A 19,029-nucleotide genomic window follows, 5' to 3' on the forward strand; every position below is an offset into this window, starting at 1 on the left:
CGTGCATGTCTAAGGCCCAGGCCAGCCAACGCGGCGGCTTTGTCCTCGGTTTGATCATCGGCCTGCTGCTGGGCCTGGGCGTCGCCCTCGGCGTGGCGCTGTACATCACCAAGGTGCCCATCCCCTTCGTCAACAAGGTGCCGCAGCGCACCGCCGAGCAGGACGCCGAGGAAGCGGCGCGCAACCGCAACTGGGATCCCAATGCGGCCCTGGGCGGCAGTCGCCCCAGCGCCAAGGCCGCCAGCGGCGTGGTCGGCGGCACCGCGCCGGCGCCCGAGCCGCAGCAGCCGGCCGCCCCCGCCGTCACGCCCGCCGCGCCGACCGCCGCCAAGCCCGCGGCCTCGGCCCCGGTGGCGACGGCCGCCGCGTCCAAGCCCGCCGGCACCACCGCGCCGGCAGGTGCCGACCCCTACGTCTACTTCGTGCAGGTCGGCGCCTACACCCGCACCGAGGACGCCGAGGCGCAGCGCGCCAAGCTGGCGATGCAGGGCTTCGGCGCCAAGATCTTCGAGCGCGAGCAGTCCGGCCGCACCGTCTTCCGCGTCCGCATGGGCCCGCTGGACGGCCGCGACGAGGCCGAGGCGCTGCAGCGCAAGGTCGAGGCCGCCGGCATGGAGGCCAATCTCGTCCGCGTGCAACGTTGAGCGCTAGCGCTTAGGATGCGGTCGGTTTTCCATCACCCCTTCGCAAGGATTTCAGGATGAAGCGTCGTGACTTTTCCACCCTGGCCGCCGGTGTTGTCGGCGGCCTGAGCCTGCCGGGCCTGAGCCTGGCCCAGGGTGGCCCGCAGGAAGGCCGCCATTACCAGCGCCTGTCCCAGGCCCTGCCGGCCACGCCCGGCAAGATCGAGGTGGTGGAGTTCTTCTGGTACGGCTGCCCGCATTGCTACGCCTTCGAGCCGCTGATTTCCGACTGGGCCGCCAAGCTGCCGGCCGACGTCAGCTTCCGCCCGGTGCATGTGGCCTTCCGCGCCAACGTCAAGCTGCACCAGCGCCTGTTCTACGCGCTGGAAGCGCTGGGCAAGGAAAAGGAAGTGCGCGCCCGCGTCTTCAGCGCGATGCACCGCGAGAACAAGGGGCTGGACTCGCTGAAGGCGATGACCGAGTTCCTGGCGCCGCTGGGCATCGAGCCGGCCAAGTTCGAGCAGGCCTACAACTCCTTCGGCGTGCAGACCAAATGCCTGCAGGCCGAGAAGCTCAGCGAGGCCTACCGCATCGACGGCGTGCCGGCAATCGGCGTCGGCGGCCGTTTCCTGACCTCGCCCGCGATGGCCACCGGCGGCCAGCGCATGAGCGAGCTGGAGTCGGGCCAGCGCGCACTGCAGACCACCGACTTCCTGCTCCAGCAGCTGCGCGGCGGCAAGGCTTAAGCATTCGGGGGACATCCCGTCCCCCGCCAGGGCTAGAATGGTCTGCAAGATTTGTGCCCTTATGACCCGCAAGCCCACCACGCCCCTCCTCCGCCGCCTCGGCCTGCTGCCGCTGACACTGCTCCTGTGCACCGGTGCGGCGCTGGCCGAGCGGGCCGACCGCAACAAGCCGATTCACATCACCTACGACCGTGGCGATGTGGATCTGGTCAAGCAGCGCACCGGCTTCAGCGGCAATGTCGTGATGAGCAAGGGCAGCATGGTGCTGCAGGCCGAGCATCTGGATCTGCGCGAGACCGCGGACGGCTACCAGCAGGCCTATGCCAGCGGCGCCTCCGGCAAGCCGGTCAGCTTCCGCCAGGCGCGCGACGTGCCCGGCGAATCGATCGAGGGCCGCGCCGACCAGGTCGAATACGACACCCGTTCCGACACCATGCGCTTCGTCGGCAACGCGGTGGTGCGCCGCCTGCGCGGCAGCGTCGTCGCCGATGAGGTGATCGGCGCGGTGATCAATTTCGACAACCGCTCCGAGGTCTTCAGCGTCGAGGGTGGTCAGGCCTCGCCACATCCGACCGGCCGCGGCCGCCTGGTGATGATGCCGCGCGCCGCCTCCGCCCCGGACGGCGCCGCGCCGGCCGCAGCACCGCCCTCGGCCGCGCCGCTGCAGCCCAGCCTCACCCTGACCCCGCGCCAGCCCTCATGAGCGCGGCCGTCAGCGCGCCGGCCGCCCCGGTCAGCCGTCTGGAGGCCGAGGGCCTGCAGAAGACCTATGGCGTGCGCAAGGTGGTCAAGAACGTGCACCTGGACGTGCACAGCGGCGAGGTGGTCGGCCTGCTGGGCCCCAACGGCGCCGGCAAGACCACCAGCTTCTACATGATCGTCGGCCTGGTGCGCGCCGATGCCGGCGAGATCCGCATCGACGGCCGACCGGTGCAGCGCCTGCCGATTCATCTGCGCTCGCGCCTGGGCCTGTCCTACCTGCCGCAGGAGGCCTCGATCTTCCGCAAGCTCACCGTCGAGGAGAACATCCGCGCGGTGCTGGAGCTGCAGCAGGACGCCGAGGGCCGCGCCTGGCCCAAGGCGCGCATCGACAAGGCGCTGGACAACCTGCTGCACGAGCTCTCGATCGAGAAGCTGCGCGACAGCCCGGCCCCGGCCCTGTCCGGCGGCGAGCGCCGGCGCGTCGAGATCGCGCGCGCGCTGGCCACCCAACCGCGCTTCATCCTGCTGGACGAACCCTTCGCCGGCGTCGACCCGATCGCGGTGCTGGAGATCCAGCGCATCATTCGCTTCCTGAAGCAGCGCGGCATCGGCGTGCTGATCACCGACCACAACGTGCGCGAGACCCTGGGCATCTGCGACCGTGCCTACATCATCAGCGAGGGCACGGTGCTGGCCGAGGGCACGCCGCACGAGATCGTCGAGAACGCGGACGTGCGCAAGGTCTATCTGGGCGAACATTTCCGGATGTAGAGGCAGCGGCCCGCATGAAGCCCTCCCTGCAGGTCCGCCTCAGCCAGCATCTGGCCCTGACGCCCCAGCTGCAGCAGTCGATCCGGCTGCTGCAGCTCTCGACCCTGGAGCTGAACCAGGAGGTCGAGCAGATGCTGGCGCAGAACCCGCTGCTGGAGACCGATGAGGAGTTCGCCGACCAGCCCGCGCCCGAAATGCCCGAGCCGCGCAGCAGCGCCAGCAACGACGAGCCGAGCGGCCAGGCCGCGGATGCCGAGGCCCCGAGCGAGGAGATGCGCGCCGAGGACTTCGGCACCACCGAGCGCGAGGACTGGGAGAATGGCACCGAGCGCGATGACTTCGACGGCATTCGCGAGCTGCCCGGCAGCGGCGCGAGCGGCAATGGCGACGAGGATGGCGAGCGCCCCGAGCAGGAGGCGCCGTCGATCAGCCTGCAGGAGCATCTGAACCAGCAGCTGGCCGGCATGCTGCTGGGCCCCGAGGACCGCGCCGCGCTGCATGTGCTGATCGAGTCGCTCAACGAGGACGGCTATCTGGAGGACAGCCTCGAGGAGCTGGCCGAGGCGCTGCTCGGCGGGGAGGCCGATGCCGAGACCCGCGAGGAACTGCTGGACCGGCTGCGCTGCGCGCTGAAATGGCTGCAGAGCCTGGAGCCCGCCGGCGTCGGCGCGCGCGACCTGCCCGAATGCCTGCTGCTGCAGCTGCGCGCCCAGCCGCGCTGCCAGGCCCAGGCGGTGGCGATCCTGATCTGCAAGCAATACCTGGAGCTGCTGGCCAAGCGCGATGCGAAGCGCCTGATGTCGCTGACCGGCGCCGACGAAGCCCTGCTGCGCGAGGCCCAGGCCCTGATCACCGCGCTGGAGCCCAAGCCCGGCCGGCCCTTCTCGCGCAACCAGGCGCAGGCCGTCGTGCCCGACGTGATCGTGCAGAAGGTCGGGCGCGAGTTCCGCGTGCTGCTCAATCCCGATGTGGCGCCCAAGCTGCGCATCAACGAGCTCTATGCCCAAGCCCTGCGCGCCACGCGCGGCGGCGTCAGCAACACCGCGCTGGGCGCCCAGCTGCAGGAGGCGCGCTGGTTCATCAAGAACATCCAGCAGCGCTTCGACACCATCCTGCGCGTCTCGCGGGCCATCGTCGAGCGCCAGAAGGGCTTCTTCACCCATGGCGAGCTGGCGATGAAGCCGCTGGTGCTCCGAGAAATAGCCGACGAGCTGGGCCTGCACGAATCGACCATCTCGCGCGTCACCAACGCCAAGTACATGGCGACCCGCTTCGGCACCTTCGAGCTGAAGTACTTCTTCGGCTCCGGCCTCTCGACCGAGGCCGGCGGCAACGCCTCCAGCACCGCGGTACGCGCGCTGATCAAGCAGTTCGTCGCCGCCGAGGACCCGGCCAAGCCGCTCTCGGACAGCGCGCTGTCGAACATGCTGGAGGAGCAGGGCATCCAGGTCGCGCGCCGCACCGTCGCCAAGTACCGCGAGGCGCTGAAGATCGCGCCGGCGAACCTGCGCAAATCGCTCTAACCGCGGGCAGGGGACAATAGCGCTTTCTTCCGTCGCTTCCGTCCCCATCATGGCCCGCCCCGAAACTCTCTATCTTTTCGTCTCCTGCCCCGCCGGCGTCGAGTCCTGGCTGGCGGACGAGATCAAGGCCATCGTGCCGAAGGCCGGCGTCGAGGCGCTGCGCGGCGGGGTCTCGGTGCACAGCGATGCCGAGGGCGTGATGCGTATCAACCTCGAAAGCCGGCTGGCGCAGCGCGTGCTGGTCGAGCTGATCGAGGGCGGCTACCGCCATGAGGACGATCTCTACGCGCTGGCGCGCCGGGTCGACTGGGAGCGCTGGATCACGCCCCAGCACACGATCAAGATCGACACCACCGCCCAGCGCTCGCCGCTGAAGAGCCTCAACTTCGCCACCCTGCGCATCAAGGACGCGATCTGCGACCAGCTACGCGAGTCGCAGGGCGAGCGCCCCAGCGTCGATACCCGCGCGCCAGACCTGCCGGTGGTGCTGCACCTGGGCGCGGAGCGCGCCGCGCTCTATGTCGACACCTCGGGCGAGCCGCTGTTCAAGCGCGGCTGGCGCGAGGACAAGGGCGATGCGCCGCTGAAGGAGACCCTGGCCGCCGCGATGCTGGCCGCGGCCGGCTGGAAGGGCACGCCCGAGAGCGGTGGCGCGCTGCACGATCCCTGCTGCGGCTCCGGCACGATCGCGGTCGAGGCCGCGCAGATCGCCTGCGGCATGGCCGCCGGCCTGCACCGCCGTTTCGCCTTCGAGCGCCAGTTGCCATTCGCGCCGCTGCGCCAGCGTTGGCTGGAGCTGAAGCAGGAGGCCAAGGCACGCGAGCATGCTCCGGCGGTGCCGATCTACTGCAGCGACGTGGCCTTCCGCATGGTCGACTTCGCGCGCCGCAACGCCGAGCGCGCCGGCGTCGCGCAATACATCCAGTTCAACGGCGGCGACGCGCTGGAGCGCCCGGCGCCCAGGCTGCCCGAGGACATGCCCGGCACCATCATGATGAACCCGCCCTACGGCGAGCGCATCGAGGTGCGCGGCAAGGCCGCCGCCGTGCGCGATGCCGGCGGCTCAGAGGCGCGCGATGGCGGCGACGACTTCTTCCCGCGCCTGTCCGCGCATTGGAAGCGCGCCTACACGCAGCATGCGGCCGGCTGGACCGCCTGGCTGCTGTGCCCCGACATGAAGCTGCCCAGCAAGATGCGACTGAAGGAGTCGCGCCGCGTGCCGATGTGGAACGGCCCGATCGAATGCCGCATGTTCCGCTTCGACCTGGTGGCCGGCTCGGCGCGCAAGGACAAGCCGGCGGCGGAAGAGGCCTGAACGGCTCGCTAGTTACCGGGTCCCAAGCTGGGACCTCAGGACTTCTTGGCTCGCACCTTCTCCGTCACGACCTGCTGGGTAGCGGCATCCTCGATCCAGACCGAGGAGCCGTCCTTCTTCAGCTCGCCCTTGACCACATAGCGGGCATCGGCCACCGGCGTGAATTCGACGACCCCTTCCACCTCGAAGAAGGTGCCGGCGGCACGGCTGGCCAGCTCGTGAATCGGGGCCGCCGTCTGGTGAGTGCCGATCAGTTTGAGCTTCAATGGCACGGTCGGAACCTTGCGCGTGACGAACTGGGCGCTCAGTGCAAAGCCTCGTCCATGGCTCGCCTTGCGCGATTCGATGATGGCGCTGTTGATCGCGCGGCCATCGATCTCCTGCACCGCAAAAAACTGAGCCTTGCTCCCGTCTTCGGCAAAACCGCTGTCGGCAACCGTAGCGGTAGGCCCCTTGTAGTCGTCTGGTACCGAGGGCTGGAGCGTCGCGCAGCCCGTGAGGGCCGCTAGAGCGAGGATCGACAGAAGGCGTTGCATGGGTTGGGCTCCCTGTTGGATGTTGTGGAGCCGGGACTGTAGCGTTTACATCTCACGCCACCAACGCCACAGTGCTCGCAAGCCGAAGTCTTTCGCCTCCGGTCCTGTCACAGCGATCCCCTCGTCGCTAGCGACGCCATGCCGCGCCAGCAGCTCGCGCAGCTCCGACCGGCCGCTGCGCTGCGCCGCCTGGACGGGGGTCAGGGCGTCGAACTCCGACAGCAGGCGCGGATCGGCCCCGCCCTCGAGCAGGGCCTGGCTGGTCTCCAGCCGTCCGGCCAGCAGGGCGCCGACCAGCGCGCTGCACTGGAACTCGGGATGCTGGAAGTTCGGGTCGACGCCCTTGCCGAGGTAATAGCGCAGCAGCTCGACATCACCGTCGACCGCCGCGCCATACATCTCCTTCCAGTCGCCGCCCGACATGGTTCAGGCCTCCGACAGCGCCAGCCAGCCCAGCACCGCCAGCGGCGCCGTATCGGCACGCAGGATGCGCGGTCCCAGTTGCAGCGCGACGAAGCCGCGCGCGCGTGCGGCATCCTCCTCGGCCGGGCTCAGGCCGCCCTCGGGACCGCTGAGCACCAGGGTCTCGCCGGCGGCCGCCTGCGCGGCCAGCGGCTGCGCCGCGGTCGGGCTCAGCAGCCAGCGGCGCTGCTGCATGCCAACCGGGGCCAGGTCTTGCAGCCAGGCGGCCAGCGGGCGCACCGGCGCGATCTCGGGCACGCGGCCGCGGCCGCATTGCTCGCAGGCCGCGATCGCGACGCCGCGCCAATGCGCCACCTTCTTCTCGGCCCGCTCGCCGGCCAGGCGCAGCACCGAGCGCTCGCTCATCAGCGGCTGGATGCGGGCCACGCCCAGCTCGGTGGCCTTCTCGACCAGGCCGTCCATGCGGTCGTTGGCCGGCATCACGAGCGCCAGGGTGACGGCCTGGGCCAGCTCGCGCGCCACCGGCCGGCGCTCCAGCAGGTTTACCCGCACGGCGCTGCGCCCCATCGCGGTGACCTCGGCCGCCCAGTCATCGCCCGCGCCGTCGAACAGCAGCACTGGGCTGCCGGGCTGCAGGCGCAGCACCTGCACATGGCGGGCCGCGACGGGCGGCAACTCGATCTCGCCGGCCGCGACGAGCGGCTGGTCGACAAAAAAACGCGGCGGGGCCATGGCTCTTGCTTTCTCTCTTCTCGGTCTCGAATGCTTCTCGGGGCGTAATGCTGACACAGACTGGCAGCAGGGCCCGCCAACAATGCGGATCCCACGCCAACGGAGCCTTCCGATGCCCATCCAGACCTACCCCGGCAGCTGCCACTGCGGCCAAGTCCGCTTCGAGGCCGACCTCGACCTGAGCCAGCCCAGCGGCCGCTGCAACTGCTCGATCTGCGGCAAGACCCGCGGCTGGAACCAGCTGGTGCGGCCCGCGCAACTGCGCGTGCTGGCCGGCGAGGCCGAGCTGAGCGACTACCAGTTCGGCTCCCGCAGCGGCCACCACCTGTTTTGCCGCCATTGCGGCGTGCGGCCCTTCCTGCGCGGCCATCTGGACATCCTGGGCGGCGACTATGTCAGCGTCAATCTCGCCTGCCTGGACGATGTGGCGCCCGAGGTGCTGGCGGCGATCCCGGTCGCCTATGCCGATGGCCGCAACAACTGCTGGCACCAGCCGCCGGCGGTCACCAGCTATCTGTGACGAGCATCGCGGCCCGTCAGCCGCGCGGCTGCAGGCCCAGCGCCTGGCGCAGCGCGGCCGCGGCCTCGGCGCCCTTGCTCTGCTGCACCCGCTCGACCAGGGTCAGGGCCAGCTTCTGCAGCGCCGCCAGGTCGGGGCATTGCTCGACCTCCAGCGCGAATTTGTAGCCCTTCACCAGGCCCAGCTGCTTCGGGCCCTGGCCGCTCAGATAGGCATAGAGCTGCTCGTAGCCGAGTCGCGGCGGGTTGCCGAAATCATCGGCCAGCGCCGGCAGCGGCGCGGCGACCGGGGCCGCCGCGCCCGCCATGGCAATCAGGCCATGCTCGAGCAGGAAGGCCAGGTCGGGCTCGCCGACGCCCTGCACCAGGCTCAGCCATTGGCGCGCCGGCTTGCTGGCGTCCAGCACCAGCAGCAGGTTGCGCGCACTGCGCGAGAGCGGCAGCGCGCGCGCCTTGATCTCGCCTCGGCCCGCCTCGGTCTTGCTATAACTGTGATCCAGCATGCCCGCCTCTCCTCCGCATCTCTTGTGCCGCGAATCTAGGGCCTGTCATCCAATAGGGCAACCCTGCGCCGGGACTGCAAGGCATGCAGCGCTAGACGCGGGCCGCAGGTCGGGGCCATCCCCGACCCAGGACCGCAACGACGCGATGCGTGTCTTGCAGCCCCGGCCCTTCGGGTAGCCCCACCCAGCGGGCGCACTCGTCGTTGCAAATGCTCACCGGGGCCCAACCCCGGTTCCGCTTTGCGCCTAGATTGCGCCCGCCGGGTGAGGCTACGCAGGGCTGTCCTATTGGGTGGCAGGCCCTACGCGGCAGCGCGGCCGGATCACGCCGACTTTGTCATTTTTTGTCGCGCAGTTCACGCCGCAGGATCTTGCCGACCGGGGTCTTGGGCAGCTCGGCGCGGAACTCGATCACGCGCGGGCGCTTGTAGCCGGTCAGGTTGGCCTCGCAGAAGGCGCGCACATCGTCCTCGGTCAGGGCCGGGTTCTTCTTGACGATCACCACCTTGACCGCCTCGCCGGCCTTCGCGTCCGGCACGCCGACGGCCGCGGCCTCCAGCACGCCGTCCATCTGCGTGATCACGTCCTCGACCTCGTTCGGATAGACGTTGAAGCCGCTGACCAGGATCATGTCCTTCTTGCGGTCGACGATGCGGAAGTAGCCGCGCTCGTCCACCGTGCCGATGTCGCCGGTGCGGAAATAGCCGTCGGCCGTCATCACCTTGGCGGTCTCGTCGGGGCGCTGCCAGTAGCCGGCCATCACCTGCGGGCCGCGAATCGCGATCTCGCCGGTGCCGCCGCCGGTCACCTCCTGGCCCTCGTCGTCCAGCAGGCACAGCTCGGTGCTGGGCAGGGGCAGGCCGATCGAGCCGGTGTAGGTGGTGCTGTCGGTCGGGTTGCAGCTGGCCACCGGCGAGGTCTCCGAGAGGCCGTAGCCCTCGACGATCGGGCAGCCGGTCTTCTCCAGCCACAGCTTGGCCGTGGCCTGCTGCACCGCCATGCCGCCGCCGACCGAGATCACCAGGCCGCTCCAGTCCACCGTGTTGAACTGGGCATGGTTGGCCATCGCCAGGAACAGGGTGTTGACCGCCGGCAGGCTGTGAAAGCGATGGCCGGACAACTCCTTAAACACCGCCGGCAGGTCGCGCGGATTCGGGATCAGGATGTTGCAGCCGCCCACATGCATGGACAGCATCATGTTGGTCGTGAAGCCGAAGATGTGATACAGCGGCAGCGCGCAGACGCTCATCAGCTGCTCGTCCTTGGGCACCTTCTTCAATGCCGGCTGGTACCAGGCCTCGGCCTGCAGGGTGTTGGCCACCAGGTTGCGATGCAGCAGCACCGCGCCCTTGGAGACGCCGGTGGTGCCGCCGGTGTACTGCAGCACCGCGATATCGCCCGGGCCGACCTTGGGCGCCGTATAGGGCTGGCCGCGGCCCTTGGCCACCGCGTCGTTGAAGCGCACCGCGCCGGGCAGCTCGAAGGCCGGCACCAGCTTCTTCACCTTGCGCACCACGTAGTTGACGATCATGCCCTTGGGGAAGCCCAGCATCTCGCCCATCGAGGCCAGCACCACATGCTTGGTCGGCACGTTGTTGATGACCTGCTGCAGCGTGGCGGCGAAGTTCTCCAGGATCACGATCGCCTTGGCGCCGGAATCCTTCAGCTGGTGCTCCAGCTCGCGCGGGGTGTAGAGCGGGTTGACGTTGACCACCACCAGGCCGGCGCGCAGCACGGCGGCCACCGCCACCGGGTACTGCATCACATTGGGCATCATCAGCGCGACGCGGTCACCGCGCTCCAGGCCCAGGCCCTGGAAATAGGCGGCCAGGGCGCGCGAGGCCTCGTCGATCTGCGCGAAGCTGATGGAGCGGCCCAGCATCTTGTAGGCGGCCTGCTGCGGATATTTCTTGAACGCCCCTTCCATCAGGGCCACCAAGGACGGATACAGCTCCGCATTGATGTCCGCCGGCACGCCCGCCGGGTAGTTCTTCAGCCAGATCTTCTCCATCAAATCGTCTCCAATTGCGGCCCGGATTCTCCCCGATGCTGGAAAACACCAGCATCAGGGGATTCGATAGCGGTGCGTAGAGTGGGCTCTCGGGTGCGCAGGGCACCACGATGGAGCACCGGCGCCGCCGGGTCCGCTTGTTGTTTTTGCCGCGACGGGCCGCCTATTCGACCGCCTTCAGCATGTCCTCGACCACCTTCTTCGCGTCGCCGAACACCATCAGGGTCTTGTCCATGTAGAACAGTTCGTTGTCCAGGCCCGCATAACCGGCCGCCATCGAGCGCTTGTTGACGATGATGGTCTTGGCCTTGTAGGCCTCGAGGATGGGCATGCCGTAGATCGCGCTGCCCTTGGTATGCGCGGCCGGGTTCACCACGTCGTTGGCGCCCAGGATGATGGCCACATCGGCCTGGCCGAACTCGGCGTTGATGTCCTCCATCTCGAACACCTGGTCGTAGGGCACCTCGGCCTCGGCCAGCAGCACGTTCATATGGCCCGGCATGCGGCCGGCCACCGGATGGATCGCGTACTTCACCGTCACGCCCTTCTCGTGCAGGCGCTCGGCCAGCTCCTTCACCGCATGCTGGGCGCGCGCCACCGCCAGGCCGTAGCCCGGCACGATGATCACGCTCTCGGCATTGCCCATGATGAAGGCGGCATCGTCGGCGCTGCCGCTCTTGACGCTCCGTTGTGTCGCCGCCCCGGACGCCGCGGCCGCGGCGTCTCCTCCAAACCCGCCCAGGATCACGTTGAAGAAGGAGCGGTTCATCGCCTTGCACATGATGTAGCTCAGGATCGCGCCCGAGCTGCCCACCAGCGAGCCGGCGATGATCAGCATGCTGTTGTTCAGCGAGAAGCCGATGCCGGCCGCGGCCCAGCCCGAATAGCTGTTCAGCATCGACACCACCACCGGCATGTCCGCGCCGCCGATCGGGATGATCAGCAGCACACCCAGGGCGAAGCCCAGCGCCAGGATCAGCGCGAAGTCGATCCAGCTTTGCGAATGCCAGAAACCGAAGCAGAAGAACAGCGCCGCCAGGCCCAGCGCCAGGTTCAGCTTGTGCTGGCCGGGGAAGACCACCGGCGCGCCCTGGAACAGGCGGAACTTGTACTTGCCGCTGAGCTTGCCGAAGGCGATCACCGAGCCGCTGAAGGTGACCGCGCCGATGAAGGCGCCCAGGGCCAGCTCGATGCGGTTGCCGCCGGGGATGGGCCCGCCCTTGTCGGTGATGCCGAAGGCCCAGGGCTCCAGCACCGCGGCCGCCGCGATGAAGACCGCGGCCAGGCCGATCATGCTGTGCATGAAGGCCACCAGCTCGGGCATCTTGGTCATCTCGACCTTGTTGGCCATGTAGGCGCCGATGCCGCCACCGACCACCAGGCCGGCCAGCACATAGGCCAGGCCCGGCCCCGACCCGCCGGCCAGCTTGACGATCAGCGCCGCGGTGGTCAGCACCGCGATCGTCATGCCGACCATGCCGAAGATATTGCCGCGGATCGAGGTGGTCGGATGCGACAGGCCCTTCAGCGCCTGGATGAAGCAGACGCTGGCGATCAGGTACAGCAGGGTGACGAGGTTGAGGCTCATTGCTTGCCCTCCTTCTTCGCCACGGCCTTGTCCTTCTTTTTGAACATCTCCAGCATGCGGCGCGTCACCAGAAAGCCGCCGAACACATTGACCGCGGCCAGCGCCACCGCCAGGGTGCCGAGGATCTTGCCGGCGTCCGATTCGGTCAGCGCCGCCGCCAGCATCGCGCCGACGATGACGATCGCCGAGATCGCGTTGGTGACCGCCATCAGCGGCGTGTGCAGCGCCGGCGTGACGGTCCAGACCACGTGGTAGCCGACATAGATGGCCAGCACGAAGATGATCAGGTTGGTGATGGTGGGGGAGATCAGTTCCATGCTCGTCAGCTCCTCGTGACCTGGCCGTCGCGGCAGACCAGCACGGCCGCCACGATGTCGTCGTCCATCGGCACCTGCAGCCCCCCCTCCTTCGTGATCACGAGCTTGAGGAAGTCCAGCACATTGCGCGCATACAGGGCCGAGGCATCGGCCGCCACCAGGGCCGGCAGATTGGTCTCGCCGACGATCGTCACGCCATGCTTGCTCACGGTGCGGCCCGGCTCGGTCAGCGGGCAGTTGCCGCCCGCCGGCGCCGCGATGTCGACGATCACCGAGCCCGGCTTCATGCTGCGCACCATGGCCTCGCTGACCAGCACCGGCGCGGCCCGGCCCGGGATCAGCGCGGTGGTGATCACGACATCGGCCTGGGCCACGCGCTTGGCCACCTCCAGCTGCTGGCGGTCCAGCCAGCTCTGCGGCATCGGCCGCGCATAGCCGCCAACGCCCTCGGCCGCCTCGCGCTCCTCGCTGGTCTCGTAGGGCACCTCGATGAACTTGGCGCCCAGCGACTCGACCTGCTCCTTCACCGAGGGCCGCACGTCCGAGGCCTCGATCACCGCGCCCAGGCGCTTGGCGGTGGCGATCGCCTGCAGCCCCGCAACGCCGACGCCCAGGATCACGACCCGCGCGGCCTTCACGGTGCCGGCCGCCGTCATCAGCATCGGGAAGAAGCGCTGGTATTTGTCGGCCGCGATCATCACCGCCTTGTAGCCGGCGATATTGGCCTGGCTGGACAGCACGTCCATGCTCTGCGCGCGCGTCGTGCGCGGCGCCGCCTCCAGCGCGAAGCCGGTCAGGCCGGCCGCGGCCAGGCGCTCCAGGCCCGCGCGGTCGAAGGGGTTGAGCATGCCCACCAGGGCCGTGCCGGGGCGCAGCAGGGCCAGTTCCTCGGCCTCCGGCGCGCGCACCTTCAGCAGCAGCTCGGCGCTCAAAGCGCCGGCCTGGTCGGTGATCTCCGCGCCGGCGGCCTCGTAGGCCGCGTCGGTGGCGCTGGCGGCCAGGCCCGCGCCGCTCTCGACGCGCAAGACATGACCCTGGGCTTTCAGCTTCTTGACCGTCTCCGGGGTGGCGGCCACCCGCGTCTCACCGGCCGCGCGTTCGCGCGGGACACCTATCAGCATCGGAATCCCTCCTGTTGCCAGGCCGGCGCCCACCGGGCACCCGGCCTCGTCAATCGCTTGCACCGAGCTTACATGGGCTTGGCGGGACGCCGTGTTGCGCGCACGACAGGGTTTTTCCTAAAACCGCTGCGGTCTAGGTGTTGACCGGGACGCGACCAGCCCCCAGCATCGCCGCCCATGTCCGATCCTCAAGCCTCGCGTCCCTTCAAGCCCTCCGTCACCGTCGCCGCCGTGATCGAACGCGCGGGGCGCTATCTGCTGGTCGAGGAGGAGACGGCCGAGGGCCTGCGCCTGAACAACCCGGCCGGGCATCTGGAACAGGGCGAGACGCCGCTGCAGGGCGCGGTGCGCGAGGCGCTGGAGGAGACCGCGCACCGCTTCCGGCCCGAGGCGCTACTGGGCTTCTATATGTCGCGCTTCCAGCGCGCCGCGCGCGGCGAGGACGTCACCTATCTGCGCATCGCCTATTGCGGCGGCATCGAGGGCGAGGGCCCGCTGCCGGGGCTGACGCTGGACCAGGGCATCCTGCGCTGCCTGTGGCTGAGCCCGGCGGAGATCGCCGCGGCGCGCGACGCGGGCCGGCTGCGCAGCCCGCTGGTCTGGCGCTGCCTAGAGGACCATCTGGCCGGCCGGCGCCTGCCGCTGGACCTGGTGCAGGCCGACGACAGCCTGTTTGTCCCCGAGCGCCGGCCCTGAGGGCGCGGCGGCGGCGGTGGCCGGCGCCGCGGCGCGGTCGCCCTCGCGCCAGCGCTTGTAGGACCAGTCCCAATGCGCGGGATGCTGCTCGATGATCTGCTCGAAGCGCGTGTAGACCCGCTGCGCGGCCTGCTGCAGCTCGGCGGTATGGCGGCGCAGCGGCGTCGCATGCAGGGTCTCGAACACGACGCGGTAGCGGCCGGGGCCGCTCAGCACCGCGTAGGCCAGCAGCAGCGGCTTGCGCGCCAGCGCCGACAGCAGCAGCGCACCGCCCGGCGCGCGGGTGTCGCGGCCGAAGAAGCGCACCGGCATGTCGGTGCCATGGTGGTCGCCATGCAGCGAGACATAGCGGCCCTCGCGCGCCGCCTGCAGCAGCGCGAAGAAGGCGCCGTCCTGCTTCTGGCGCAGGCAGTCGATGCCGACCCGGCGGTACATCCGGTCGCCATCCTTCAGATAGGCGGGCAGCTTGGCCATCGTGGTCGACTTGCCGGTCAGGCGCTGCACCGCCAGCGCCACCGCCTCGTAGCAGCCCATGTGCAGGGTGACGATGCTGGCGCCCTCGCCGGCCGCCAGGATCTGGCGCGCCTGCGGGTCGGCATAGTCGATATCGAGCTGCAGCTGGTCCATCCAGAACGCGTCCAGCACGCCCAGGCAGATATGCTGGCTGACGCCGCGGGCGATCTGCTCGCGCTGCGCCGCATCCAGCGCCGGCTGCGCCAGCCTCAGGTTGTCCAGCAAGCGGCGGTGCGTGCGCCCCGCCAGCCGCAGCACCCAGGGCGCAACCGCGAAGGCGAAGGCCTGGCGCGCGGTGGCCGGCAGGCGCCGCAGGCCACCGGTCAGCAGCCGGATCGAGCCGTCGATCAGGACGCTCATGCGTTGCCCCAGCCGCTCAGGCGCGCGCAGACATAGTTCTCCAGGCTGCCCATGCTGGCGAGGATCTGGGCGCCGACATCCTCGTCGGCGATCTGGATCGAGAAGCGCTGCTCCATCGCGATGATCAGGGCGGTCACCCCCATCGAGTCAAGTTCCGGCACCGCGCCCAGCAGCGGCGTGCCGGCGACGAAGCGTTCGGTGTCGATGGCCAGGGTTTCGGCCAGGACTTCGCGCAAGGCGTTGTTGATGCTCATGTTGGATCCCCCCAGTTCTCATCGGCACGGAGCCGGGGGCGCAATGTAAAGGCAAATGGGTCGGCAGCATACGGACTTCAGATGAGTAGCAGATGAAGACCCCGCCGGGACCGCCATTTGCGCCCTTGCGGGACAATCGGCCGATGAATCTGAGTAGGGATCCCAAGCAGCGCGTCGTCGTCGGCCTGTCCGGCGGCGTCGATTCGGCCGTCACCGCCCACCTGCTGAAGCAGGCCGGCCATGAGGTGGTCGGCATCTTCATGAAGAACTGGGAAGACGACGACGACAGCGAATACTGCTCGTCCAACATCGACTTCGTCGACGCGGCCGCGGTGGCCGACGTGATCGGCATCGAGATCGAGCATGTCAACTTCGCGGCCGACTACAAGGACCGCGTGTTCGCCGCCTTTCTGCAGGAGTACCAGGCCGGCCGCACGCCGAACCCGGACGTGCTGTGCAATGCCGAGATCAAGTTCAAGGCCTTCCTCGACCATGCGATGCGCCTGGGCGCCGAGAAGATCGCGACCGGCCATTACGCGCGGGTGCGCGAACGCGCGGGCCGCTTCGAGCTGCTGAAGGGCCTGGATCCGCTGAAGGACCAGAGCTATTTCCTGCACCGCCTGAACCAGGCCCAGCTGGCCAAGACCCTGTTCCCGGTCGGCGACCTGCCCAAGACCGAGGTGCGGCGCATCGCCGAGGAGATCGGCCTGCCGAATGCGAAGAAGAAGGACTCGACCGGCATCTGCTTCATCGGCGAGCGGCCCTTCCGCGAGTTCCTGAACCGCTACCTGGCGCACCAGCCCGGCCCGATCAAGGACGAGCGCGGCCGCAAGCTGGGCGAGCATGTCGGCCTGTCCTTCTACACCCTGGGCCAGCGCCAGGGCCTGGGCATCGGCGGCGTCAAGGAGAAGGGCGCGCCGCGCGGCGGCGGTGCGCATGAGCCCTGGTTCGTCGCCCGCAAGGACCTGGAGAGCAACACCCTGATCGTCGTGCAGGGCCATGACCATGCGCTGCTGCAAAGCCGCTCCCTGGTCGCCGAGGACCTCAGCTGGACCGGTGGCGCGATGCCTGCCTTCGGTGGCTTCGGCGCCAAGACCCGCTACCGCCAGGCCGACGCGCCCTGCGCGCTGACGCCCGGCGAGGCCAGCATCCGGCTCGACTTCCCGCAGGCCCAATGGGCGGTGACGCCGGGCCAGAGCGCGGTGCTGTACGACGGCGAGGTCTGCCTCGGCGGCGGCGTGATCGCCCAGGCATTACCTTAGACACACCCCGGCGGCTGTGGCAGGCTCGCGGGTTTGCGTCCGACCCTGAGTTAAAACCCGCCCCGTGAATCACGACCGCCTGCTCGCCCGCATCGCCCAGCCCGGCTTCGTGCTGCGCGTGGCCGCGCTGGCGGTCTGCGTGCTGGAGCTGTGGGCCCTGGTCGGCGCGCTGCTGGGGCATCGCACCGAGCCCTATGACGGCCTGCTGGCCACCCTGCACCGGCTGCTCGGCGGCGCGAGCGGCGCCCATGGCCTGACCCTGCTGAGCTTCGCGCTGGTGCTGCTGTTCGCCGTCGGCTACTGGCGCCTGGCCAGCCAGGGCGGCACGGACCGCGCCCCGGCCCATGCGCTGGCGCGCATCGTCGCGCTGGACCTGCTGGCGCTGGCGGTCACGCCGGGCCTGCCCTTCCTGGTCACCGCGCTGGGCGCCATCATCCTGCGCCTGCGCCCGGCCTTCGGCTTCGCGCTGGCCCAGGTGGGCCTGAGCGTCGGCCTCTATCTGCTGCTGCCCAGCGAGGGCCAGCGCCTGGAGCAGCTGCGCTCCGGCCAGCCGCTGTGGCTGGACGTCCTCGGCCAGCTGATGGCGATGGTGGCCCTGCATGGCATGGCCTTCGGCCTGGGTCGCATGGCCGCCGCCGAGGCCGAGAAGCGCCGCTGGCTGCAGGCGATGCTGGCCGAGAAGCTGAGCGCCGAGCGCCTGCAGGCCGAGCAGCTGCGCTATGCCGAGCGCGCGCTGATGGCGCGCGAGCTGCACGACGTGGTGGGCCACCACCTGACCGCGCTGAACCTGCAGCTGCAGCTGGGCGACGCGCTGCTGCGCCGCGCCGACACGGCCGGCGCCAGCCAGGCGGTCGAGAAGGCGCGCGGCAGCGCCGAGCGGCTGCTGGCCGATGTGCGCGCCGCGGTGTCGGCCGAGCGGGCCTCGCAGCGCATCGACCTGAGCGAGGCGCTGCAGGTGCTGGCCGAGGGCATCGCCAGCACCCGCATCGAACTGGACATCGCGCCGGCCGCGCGCGACCTGAGCCCGCGCCTGGCCCATGCGCTGCTGCGCTGCGTGCAGGAGGCGGTGACCAACAGCGTGCGCCATGCCAGCGCCGCGCGGGTGCGGGTCAGCCTGGCCGTGCTGGGCGATGCCCCCGGCGACGGCGAGGCCGATCACCAGCAGGTGCTGGTGACGGTGGATGATGATGGCGGCGGCGCGCCGCGCCTGACGGCCGGCAACGGCCTGAAGGGCATGGCCGAGCGCATGGCCGAACTGGGAGGGAGCATGACGCTGGCGCGCCAGAGCCCCGGATTCAAGATCGAACTGCGTTGCCCGAGGACCGCATGATGAGTAGTAGCAGTAGTAGCCATACGACCAATGCCGCCGCCCCGATCAAGGTGCTGCTGGTCGAGGACCAGCAGCTGGTGCGCGAGGGCCTGAAGGGCCTGCTGGGCCTGAACCCCGACATCCGGCTGGTCGGCGAGGCCGCCGACGGCGCCGACGCGCTGGCGCTGATCACCGAGCAGGCGCCCGAGTCCCTGCCCGATGTGGTGCTGTCGGACATGCGCATGCCGCGCCTGGACGGCCTGGGCCTGATCCGCGCGCTGGCGGCACGCGCGCTGCCGGTGCCGGTGGTGCTGCTGACCACCTTCGACGACACCCAGGCCTTCGACGAGGCGGTGCGCGCCGGCGCCAAGGGCTTCCTGCTGAAGGCGATCAGCCCCGACACCCTGATGCAGGCGCTGCGCGACGTCGCCGGCGGCGGCACCGCGCTGCGCCCGGGCCTGACCGAACGCATGGAGCGCGAGGTCTCCAAGGTCGAGCGCGGCTTCCAGGCCACGCCCGAGCCCGATCCGCTGAGCCCCAAGGAGCTGCAGGTGCTGCGCCTGGTCGCCAGCGGCCGCAGCAACACCGAGATCGCGGCCCTGCTGGGCAATAGCGAAGGCGTGATCAAGAACCACTGCTCGGCGATCTTCTCGAAGATGGGCGTGCGCGACCGCACCCAGGCGGTGCTGCGCGCGATCGACCTCGGCTGGATCTAGTCCGGCAGGCTGCGCCCCAGGTGCAGCACCCAGAAATGCCCGTAGCGCCCCGGCGCCGCGACGCAGGCCAGGCCGGCATGCTCGAACTCGGGCGCCATCAGGTTGTCGCAATGGGCCGGGCTGAGCAGCCATTGGGCCAGCGCCTCGTCCAGGTTGCCGGGGCCGGCGGCCAGGTTCTCGCCGGCATTGCGCAGGCGGTAGCCGGACTGGCGCAGGCGCTCGCGCAGGGTCGCGGCCTGCAGGCCCTGGTGGCTGATCAGGTCGCGCCGCGCCAGCTCCTCGGCATAGCGCTGCGAGGAATCGGCCAGGCGCTCATGCCAGCGCAGCGGGCCGGCGGCCGGCAGCGGCGGAGCACCGCCGCAGGAACGGGGGCTGGCGCGCAGCGCGTTCAGGTGCTGCAGCACCTGCTCCGCGCTCGGCTGGCAGGCAGGCAGGGGCGCCTGCTGCGCCCAGGCCATGCCGCAGGCCAGCAGACCCGCCATGCCGCAA

22 protein-coding genes are annotated in these 19,029 nt (G+C 69.8%); 11 read left to right on the forward strand and 11 right to left on the reverse strand.

Features of this window, described 5'->3' with window-relative positions; all coding sequences use genetic code 11:
- The first annotated feature begins 5 nt into the window (after window positions 1–5).
- The 6 genes from G8A07_RS25850 to G8A07_RS25875 all read left to right on the forward strand — a co-directional run bounded on the left by G8A07_RS25850 (window position 6) and on the right by G8A07_RS25875 (window position 5,680).
- Window positions 6–644 carry an SPOR domain-containing protein gene (locus tag G8A07_RS25850; RefSeq protein WP_195794772.1) on the forward strand — a complete coding sequence of 213 codons (639 nt, stop codon included), beginning with the start codon at window positions 6–8 and terminating at the stop codon, window positions 642–644.
- A gap of 56 nt (window positions 645–700) precedes the next feature.
- Window positions 701–1,369 (forward strand): thiol:disulfide interchange protein DsbA/DsbL, encoded by a 669-nt coding sequence (locus G8A07_RS25855; RefSeq protein ID WP_195794773.1) that lies wholly within the window; start codon window positions 701–703, stop codon window positions 1,367–1,369.
- 61 nt (window positions 1,370–1,430) lie between these two features.
- A complete protein-coding gene (gene lptA / locus G8A07_RS25860; protein ID WP_195794774.1) occupies window positions 1,431–2,072 on the forward strand; it encodes a lipopolysaccharide transport periplasmic protein LptA in 642 nt (213 codons plus the stop codon).
- A complete protein-coding gene (gene lptB, locus G8A07_RS25865; RefSeq protein ID WP_195794775.1) occupies window positions 2,069–2,842 on the forward strand; it encodes an LPS export ABC transporter ATP-binding protein in 774 nt (257 codons plus the stop codon). The genes lptA and lptB overlap by 4 nt, the downstream gene beginning before the upstream one ends.
- 14 nt (window positions 2,843–2,856) lie before the next feature.
- Entirely contained in the window at window positions 2,857–4,365 is a 1,509-nt protein-coding gene (locus G8A07_RS25870) for an RNA polymerase factor sigma-54 (protein WP_195794776.1), read from the forward strand.
- A gap of 49 nt (window positions 4,366–4,414) precedes the next feature.
- A complete protein-coding gene (locus G8A07_RS25875) occupies window positions 4,415–5,680 on the forward strand; it encodes a class I SAM-dependent RNA methyltransferase (protein ID WP_195794777.1) in 1,266 nt (421 codons plus the stop codon).
- A 35-nt stretch (window positions 5,681–5,715) separates the two neighbouring features.
- On the opposite strand, the gene G8A07_RS25880 is transcribed toward G8A07_RS25875, so the two are convergent.
- Genes G8A07_RS25880 through G8A07_RS25890 form a run of 3 tightly spaced genes read right to left on the reverse strand, consistent with a single transcriptional unit; the run spans window position 5,716 to window position 7,371 of the window.
- Window positions 5,716–6,216 carry a hypothetical protein gene (locus G8A07_RS25880; RefSeq protein WP_195794778.1) on the reverse strand — a complete coding sequence of 167 codons (501 nt, stop codon included), beginning with the start codon at window positions 6,214–6,216 and terminating at the stop codon, window positions 5,716–5,718.
- A gap of 45 nt (window positions 6,217–6,261) precedes the next feature.
- Window positions 6,262–6,639, reverse strand: coding sequence for an ankyrin repeat domain-containing protein (locus G8A07_RS25885; RefSeq protein WP_195794779.1), 378 nt, complete (start codon window positions 6,637–6,639; stop codon window positions 6,262–6,264).
- Between the two features lie 3 nt (window positions 6,640–6,642).
- Complete coding sequence (locus tag G8A07_RS25890) at window positions 6,643–7,371, reverse strand: 16S rRNA (uracil(1498)-N(3))-methyltransferase (protein ID WP_195794780.1); 729 nt, start codon at window positions 7,369–7,371, stop codon at window positions 6,643–6,645.
- A 112-nt stretch (window positions 7,372–7,483) separates the two neighbouring features.
- On the opposite strand from G8A07_RS25890, the gene G8A07_RS25895 reads away from it, so the two are divergent.
- A complete protein-coding gene (locus tag G8A07_RS25895) occupies window positions 7,484–7,891 on the forward strand; it encodes a GFA family protein (RefSeq protein ID WP_195794781.1) in 408 nt (135 codons plus the stop codon).
- A 16-nt stretch (window positions 7,892–7,907) separates the two neighbouring features.
- Here G8A07_RS25895 and G8A07_RS25900 read toward each other — a convergent pair whose 3' ends face one another.
- The 5 genes from G8A07_RS25900 to G8A07_RS25920 all read right to left on the reverse strand — a co-directional run bounded on the left by G8A07_RS25900 (window position 7,908) and on the right by G8A07_RS25920 (window position 13,430).
- Window positions 7,908–8,393: a hypothetical protein gene (locus G8A07_RS25900; RefSeq protein WP_195794782.1), complete on the reverse strand. Its 486-nt coding sequence runs from the start codon at window positions 8,391–8,393 to the stop codon at window positions 7,908–7,910.
- Window positions 8,394–8,730: 337 nt separating this feature from the next.
- Window positions 8,731–10,404, reverse strand: a complete 1,674-nt coding sequence (locus tag G8A07_RS25905) for a long-chain-fatty-acid--CoA ligase (protein WP_249937146.1) — start codon at window positions 10,402–10,404, stop codon at window positions 8,731–8,733.
- Window positions 10,405–10,567: 163 nt separating this feature from the next.
- Complete coding sequence (locus G8A07_RS25910) at window positions 10,568–11,992, reverse strand: NAD(P)(+) transhydrogenase (Re/Si-specific) subunit beta (protein ID WP_195794784.1); 1,425 nt, start codon at window positions 11,990–11,992, stop codon at window positions 10,568–10,570.
- A complete protein-coding gene (locus G8A07_RS25915) occupies window positions 11,989–12,309 on the reverse strand; it encodes an NAD(P) transhydrogenase subunit alpha (RefSeq protein WP_195794785.1) in 321 nt (106 codons plus the stop codon). The genes G8A07_RS25910 and G8A07_RS25915 overlap by 4 nt, the downstream gene beginning before the upstream one ends.
- A gap of 5 nt (window positions 12,310–12,314) precedes the next feature.
- Window positions 12,315–13,430, reverse strand: a complete 1,116-nt coding sequence (locus G8A07_RS25920) for a Re/Si-specific NAD(P)(+) transhydrogenase subunit alpha (RefSeq protein ID WP_195794786.1) — start codon at window positions 13,428–13,430, stop codon at window positions 12,315–12,317.
- 177 nt (window positions 13,431–13,607) lie between these two features.
- On the opposite strand from G8A07_RS25920, the gene G8A07_RS25925 reads away from it, so the two are divergent.
- Window positions 13,608–14,126, forward strand: a complete 519-nt coding sequence (locus tag G8A07_RS25925) for an NUDIX hydrolase (protein WP_195794787.1) — start codon at window positions 13,608–13,610, stop codon at window positions 14,124–14,126.
- Here the strand turns inward: G8A07_RS25925 and G8A07_RS25930 are convergent.
- Together G8A07_RS25930 and G8A07_RS25935 are read right to left on the reverse strand one after the other, a co-directional pair.
- Window positions 14,040–14,999 carry a lysophospholipid acyltransferase family protein gene (locus G8A07_RS25930; protein ID WP_195794788.1) on the reverse strand — a complete coding sequence of 320 codons (960 nt, stop codon included), beginning with the start codon at window positions 14,997–14,999 and terminating at the stop codon, window positions 14,040–14,042. The genes G8A07_RS25925 and G8A07_RS25930 overlap by 87 nt on opposite strands.
- A complete protein-coding gene (locus G8A07_RS25935; protein WP_195794789.1) occupies window positions 14,996–15,253 on the reverse strand; it encodes an acyl carrier protein in 258 nt (85 codons plus the stop codon). Before G8A07_RS25935 ends, G8A07_RS25930 begins: the two co-directional genes overlap by 4 nt.
- 143 nt (window positions 15,254–15,396) lie before the next feature.
- Between G8A07_RS25935 and mnmA the strand changes: the two genes are divergently transcribed.
- From mnmA to G8A07_RS25950, 3 genes are all read left to right on the forward strand, one after another.
- A complete protein-coding gene (gene mnmA / locus G8A07_RS25940) occupies window positions 15,397–16,515 on the forward strand; it encodes a tRNA 2-thiouridine(34) synthase MnmA (RefSeq protein WP_305798629.1) in 1,119 nt (372 codons plus the stop codon).
- Window positions 16,516–16,579: 64 nt separating this feature from the next.
- A complete protein-coding gene (locus G8A07_RS25945) occupies window positions 16,580–17,845 on the forward strand; it encodes a sensor histidine kinase (protein WP_195794790.1) in 1,266 nt (421 codons plus the stop codon).
- Window positions 17,845–18,540: a response regulator transcription factor gene (locus G8A07_RS25950; protein ID WP_195794791.1), complete on the forward strand. Its 696-nt coding sequence runs from the start codon at window positions 17,845–17,847 to the stop codon at window positions 18,538–18,540. The genes G8A07_RS25945 and G8A07_RS25950 overlap by 1 nt, the downstream gene beginning before the upstream one ends.
- Here the strand turns inward: G8A07_RS25950 and G8A07_RS25955 are convergent.
- Entirely contained in the window at window positions 18,537–19,022 is a 486-nt protein-coding gene (locus G8A07_RS25955; protein WP_195794792.1) for a CAP domain-containing protein, read from the reverse strand. The genes G8A07_RS25950 and G8A07_RS25955 overlap by 4 nt on opposite strands.
- Between the last annotated feature and the right edge of the window lie 7 nt (window positions 19,023–19,029).

The sequence above is a fragment of the Roseateles sp. DAIF2 genome, from assembly GCF_015624425.1.
GTDB lineage: Bacteria > Pseudomonadota > Gammaproteobacteria > Burkholderiales > Burkholderiaceae_C > Kinneretia.

What these genes read in the sequence shown, in the direction of transcription:
- G8A07_RS25850 (WP_195794772.1), top strand. Translation starts at nt 6, where the DNA reads ATGTCTAAGGCCCAGGCCAGCCAACGCGGCGGCTTTGTCCTCGGTTTG.
- G8A07_RS25855 (WP_195794773.1), top strand. Translation starts at nt 701, where the DNA reads ATGAAGCGTCGTGACTTTTCCACCCTGGCCGCCGGTGTTGTCGGCGGC.
- lptA (WP_195794774.1), top strand. Translation starts at nt 1,431, where the DNA reads ATGACCCGCAAGCCCACCACGCCCCTCCTCCGCCGCCTCGGCCTGCTG.
- lptB (WP_195794775.1), top strand. Translation starts at nt 2,069, where the DNA reads ATGAGCGCGGCCGTCAGCGCGCCGGCCGCCCCGGTCAGCCGTCTGGAG.
- G8A07_RS25870 (WP_195794776.1), top strand. Translation starts at nt 2,857, where the DNA reads ATGAAGCCCTCCCTGCAGGTCCGCCTCAGCCAGCATCTGGCCCTGACG.
- G8A07_RS25875 (WP_195794777.1), top strand. Translation starts at nt 4,415, where the DNA reads ATGGCCCGCCCCGAAACTCTCTATCTTTTCGTCTCCTGCCCCGCCGGC.
- G8A07_RS25880 (WP_195794778.1), bottom strand. Translation starts at nt 6,216, where the DNA reads ATGCAACGCCTTCTGTCGATCCTCGCTCTAGCGGCCCTCACGGGCTGC.
- G8A07_RS25885 (WP_195794779.1), bottom strand. Translation starts at nt 6,639, where the DNA reads ATGTCGGGCGGCGACTGGAAGGAGATGTATGGCGCGGCGGTCGACGGT.
- G8A07_RS25890 (WP_195794780.1), bottom strand. Translation starts at nt 7,371, where the DNA reads ATGGCCCCGCCGCGTTTTTTTGTCGACCAGCCGCTCGTCGCGGCCGGC.
- G8A07_RS25895 (WP_195794781.1), top strand. Translation starts at nt 7,484, where the DNA reads ATGCCCATCCAGACCTACCCCGGCAGCTGCCACTGCGGCCAAGTCCGC.
- G8A07_RS25900 (WP_195794782.1), bottom strand. Translation starts at nt 8,393, where the DNA reads ATGCTGGATCACAGTTATAGCAAGACCGAGGCGGGCCGAGGCGAGATC.
- G8A07_RS25905 (WP_249937146.1), bottom strand. Translation starts at nt 10,404, where the DNA reads ATGGAGAAGATCTGGCTGAAGAACTACCCGGCGGGCGTGCCGGCGGAC.
- G8A07_RS25910 (WP_195794784.1), bottom strand. Translation starts at nt 11,992, where the DNA reads ATGAGCCTCAACCTCGTCACCCTGCTGTACCTGATCGCCAGCGTCTGC.
- G8A07_RS25915 (WP_195794785.1), bottom strand. Translation starts at nt 12,309, where the DNA reads ATGGAACTGATCTCCCCCACCATCACCAACCTGATCATCTTCGTGCTG.
- G8A07_RS25920 (WP_195794786.1), bottom strand. Translation starts at nt 13,430, where the DNA reads ATGCTGATAGGTGTCCCGCGCGAACGCGCGGCCGGTGAGACGCGGGTG.
- G8A07_RS25925 (WP_195794787.1), top strand. Translation starts at nt 13,608, where the DNA reads ATGTCCGATCCTCAAGCCTCGCGTCCCTTCAAGCCCTCCGTCACCGTC.
- G8A07_RS25930 (WP_195794788.1), bottom strand. Translation starts at nt 14,999, where the DNA reads ATGAGCGTCCTGATCGACGGCTCGATCCGGCTGCTGACCGGTGGCCTG.
- G8A07_RS25935 (WP_195794789.1), bottom strand. Translation starts at nt 15,253, where the DNA reads ATGAGCATCAACAACGCCTTGCGCGAAGTCCTGGCCGAAACCCTGGCC.
- mnmA (WP_305798629.1), top strand. Translation starts at nt 15,397, where the DNA reads ATGAATCTGAGTAGGGATCCCAAGCAGCGCGTCGTCGTCGGCCTGTCC.
- G8A07_RS25950 (WP_195794791.1), top strand. Translation starts at nt 17,845, where the DNA reads ATGAGTAGTAGCAGTAGTAGCCATACGACCAATGCCGCCGCCCCGATC.
- G8A07_RS25955 (WP_195794792.1), bottom strand. Translation starts at nt 19,022, where the DNA reads ATGGCGGGTCTGCTGGCCTGCGGCATGGCCTGGGCGCAGCAGGCGCCC.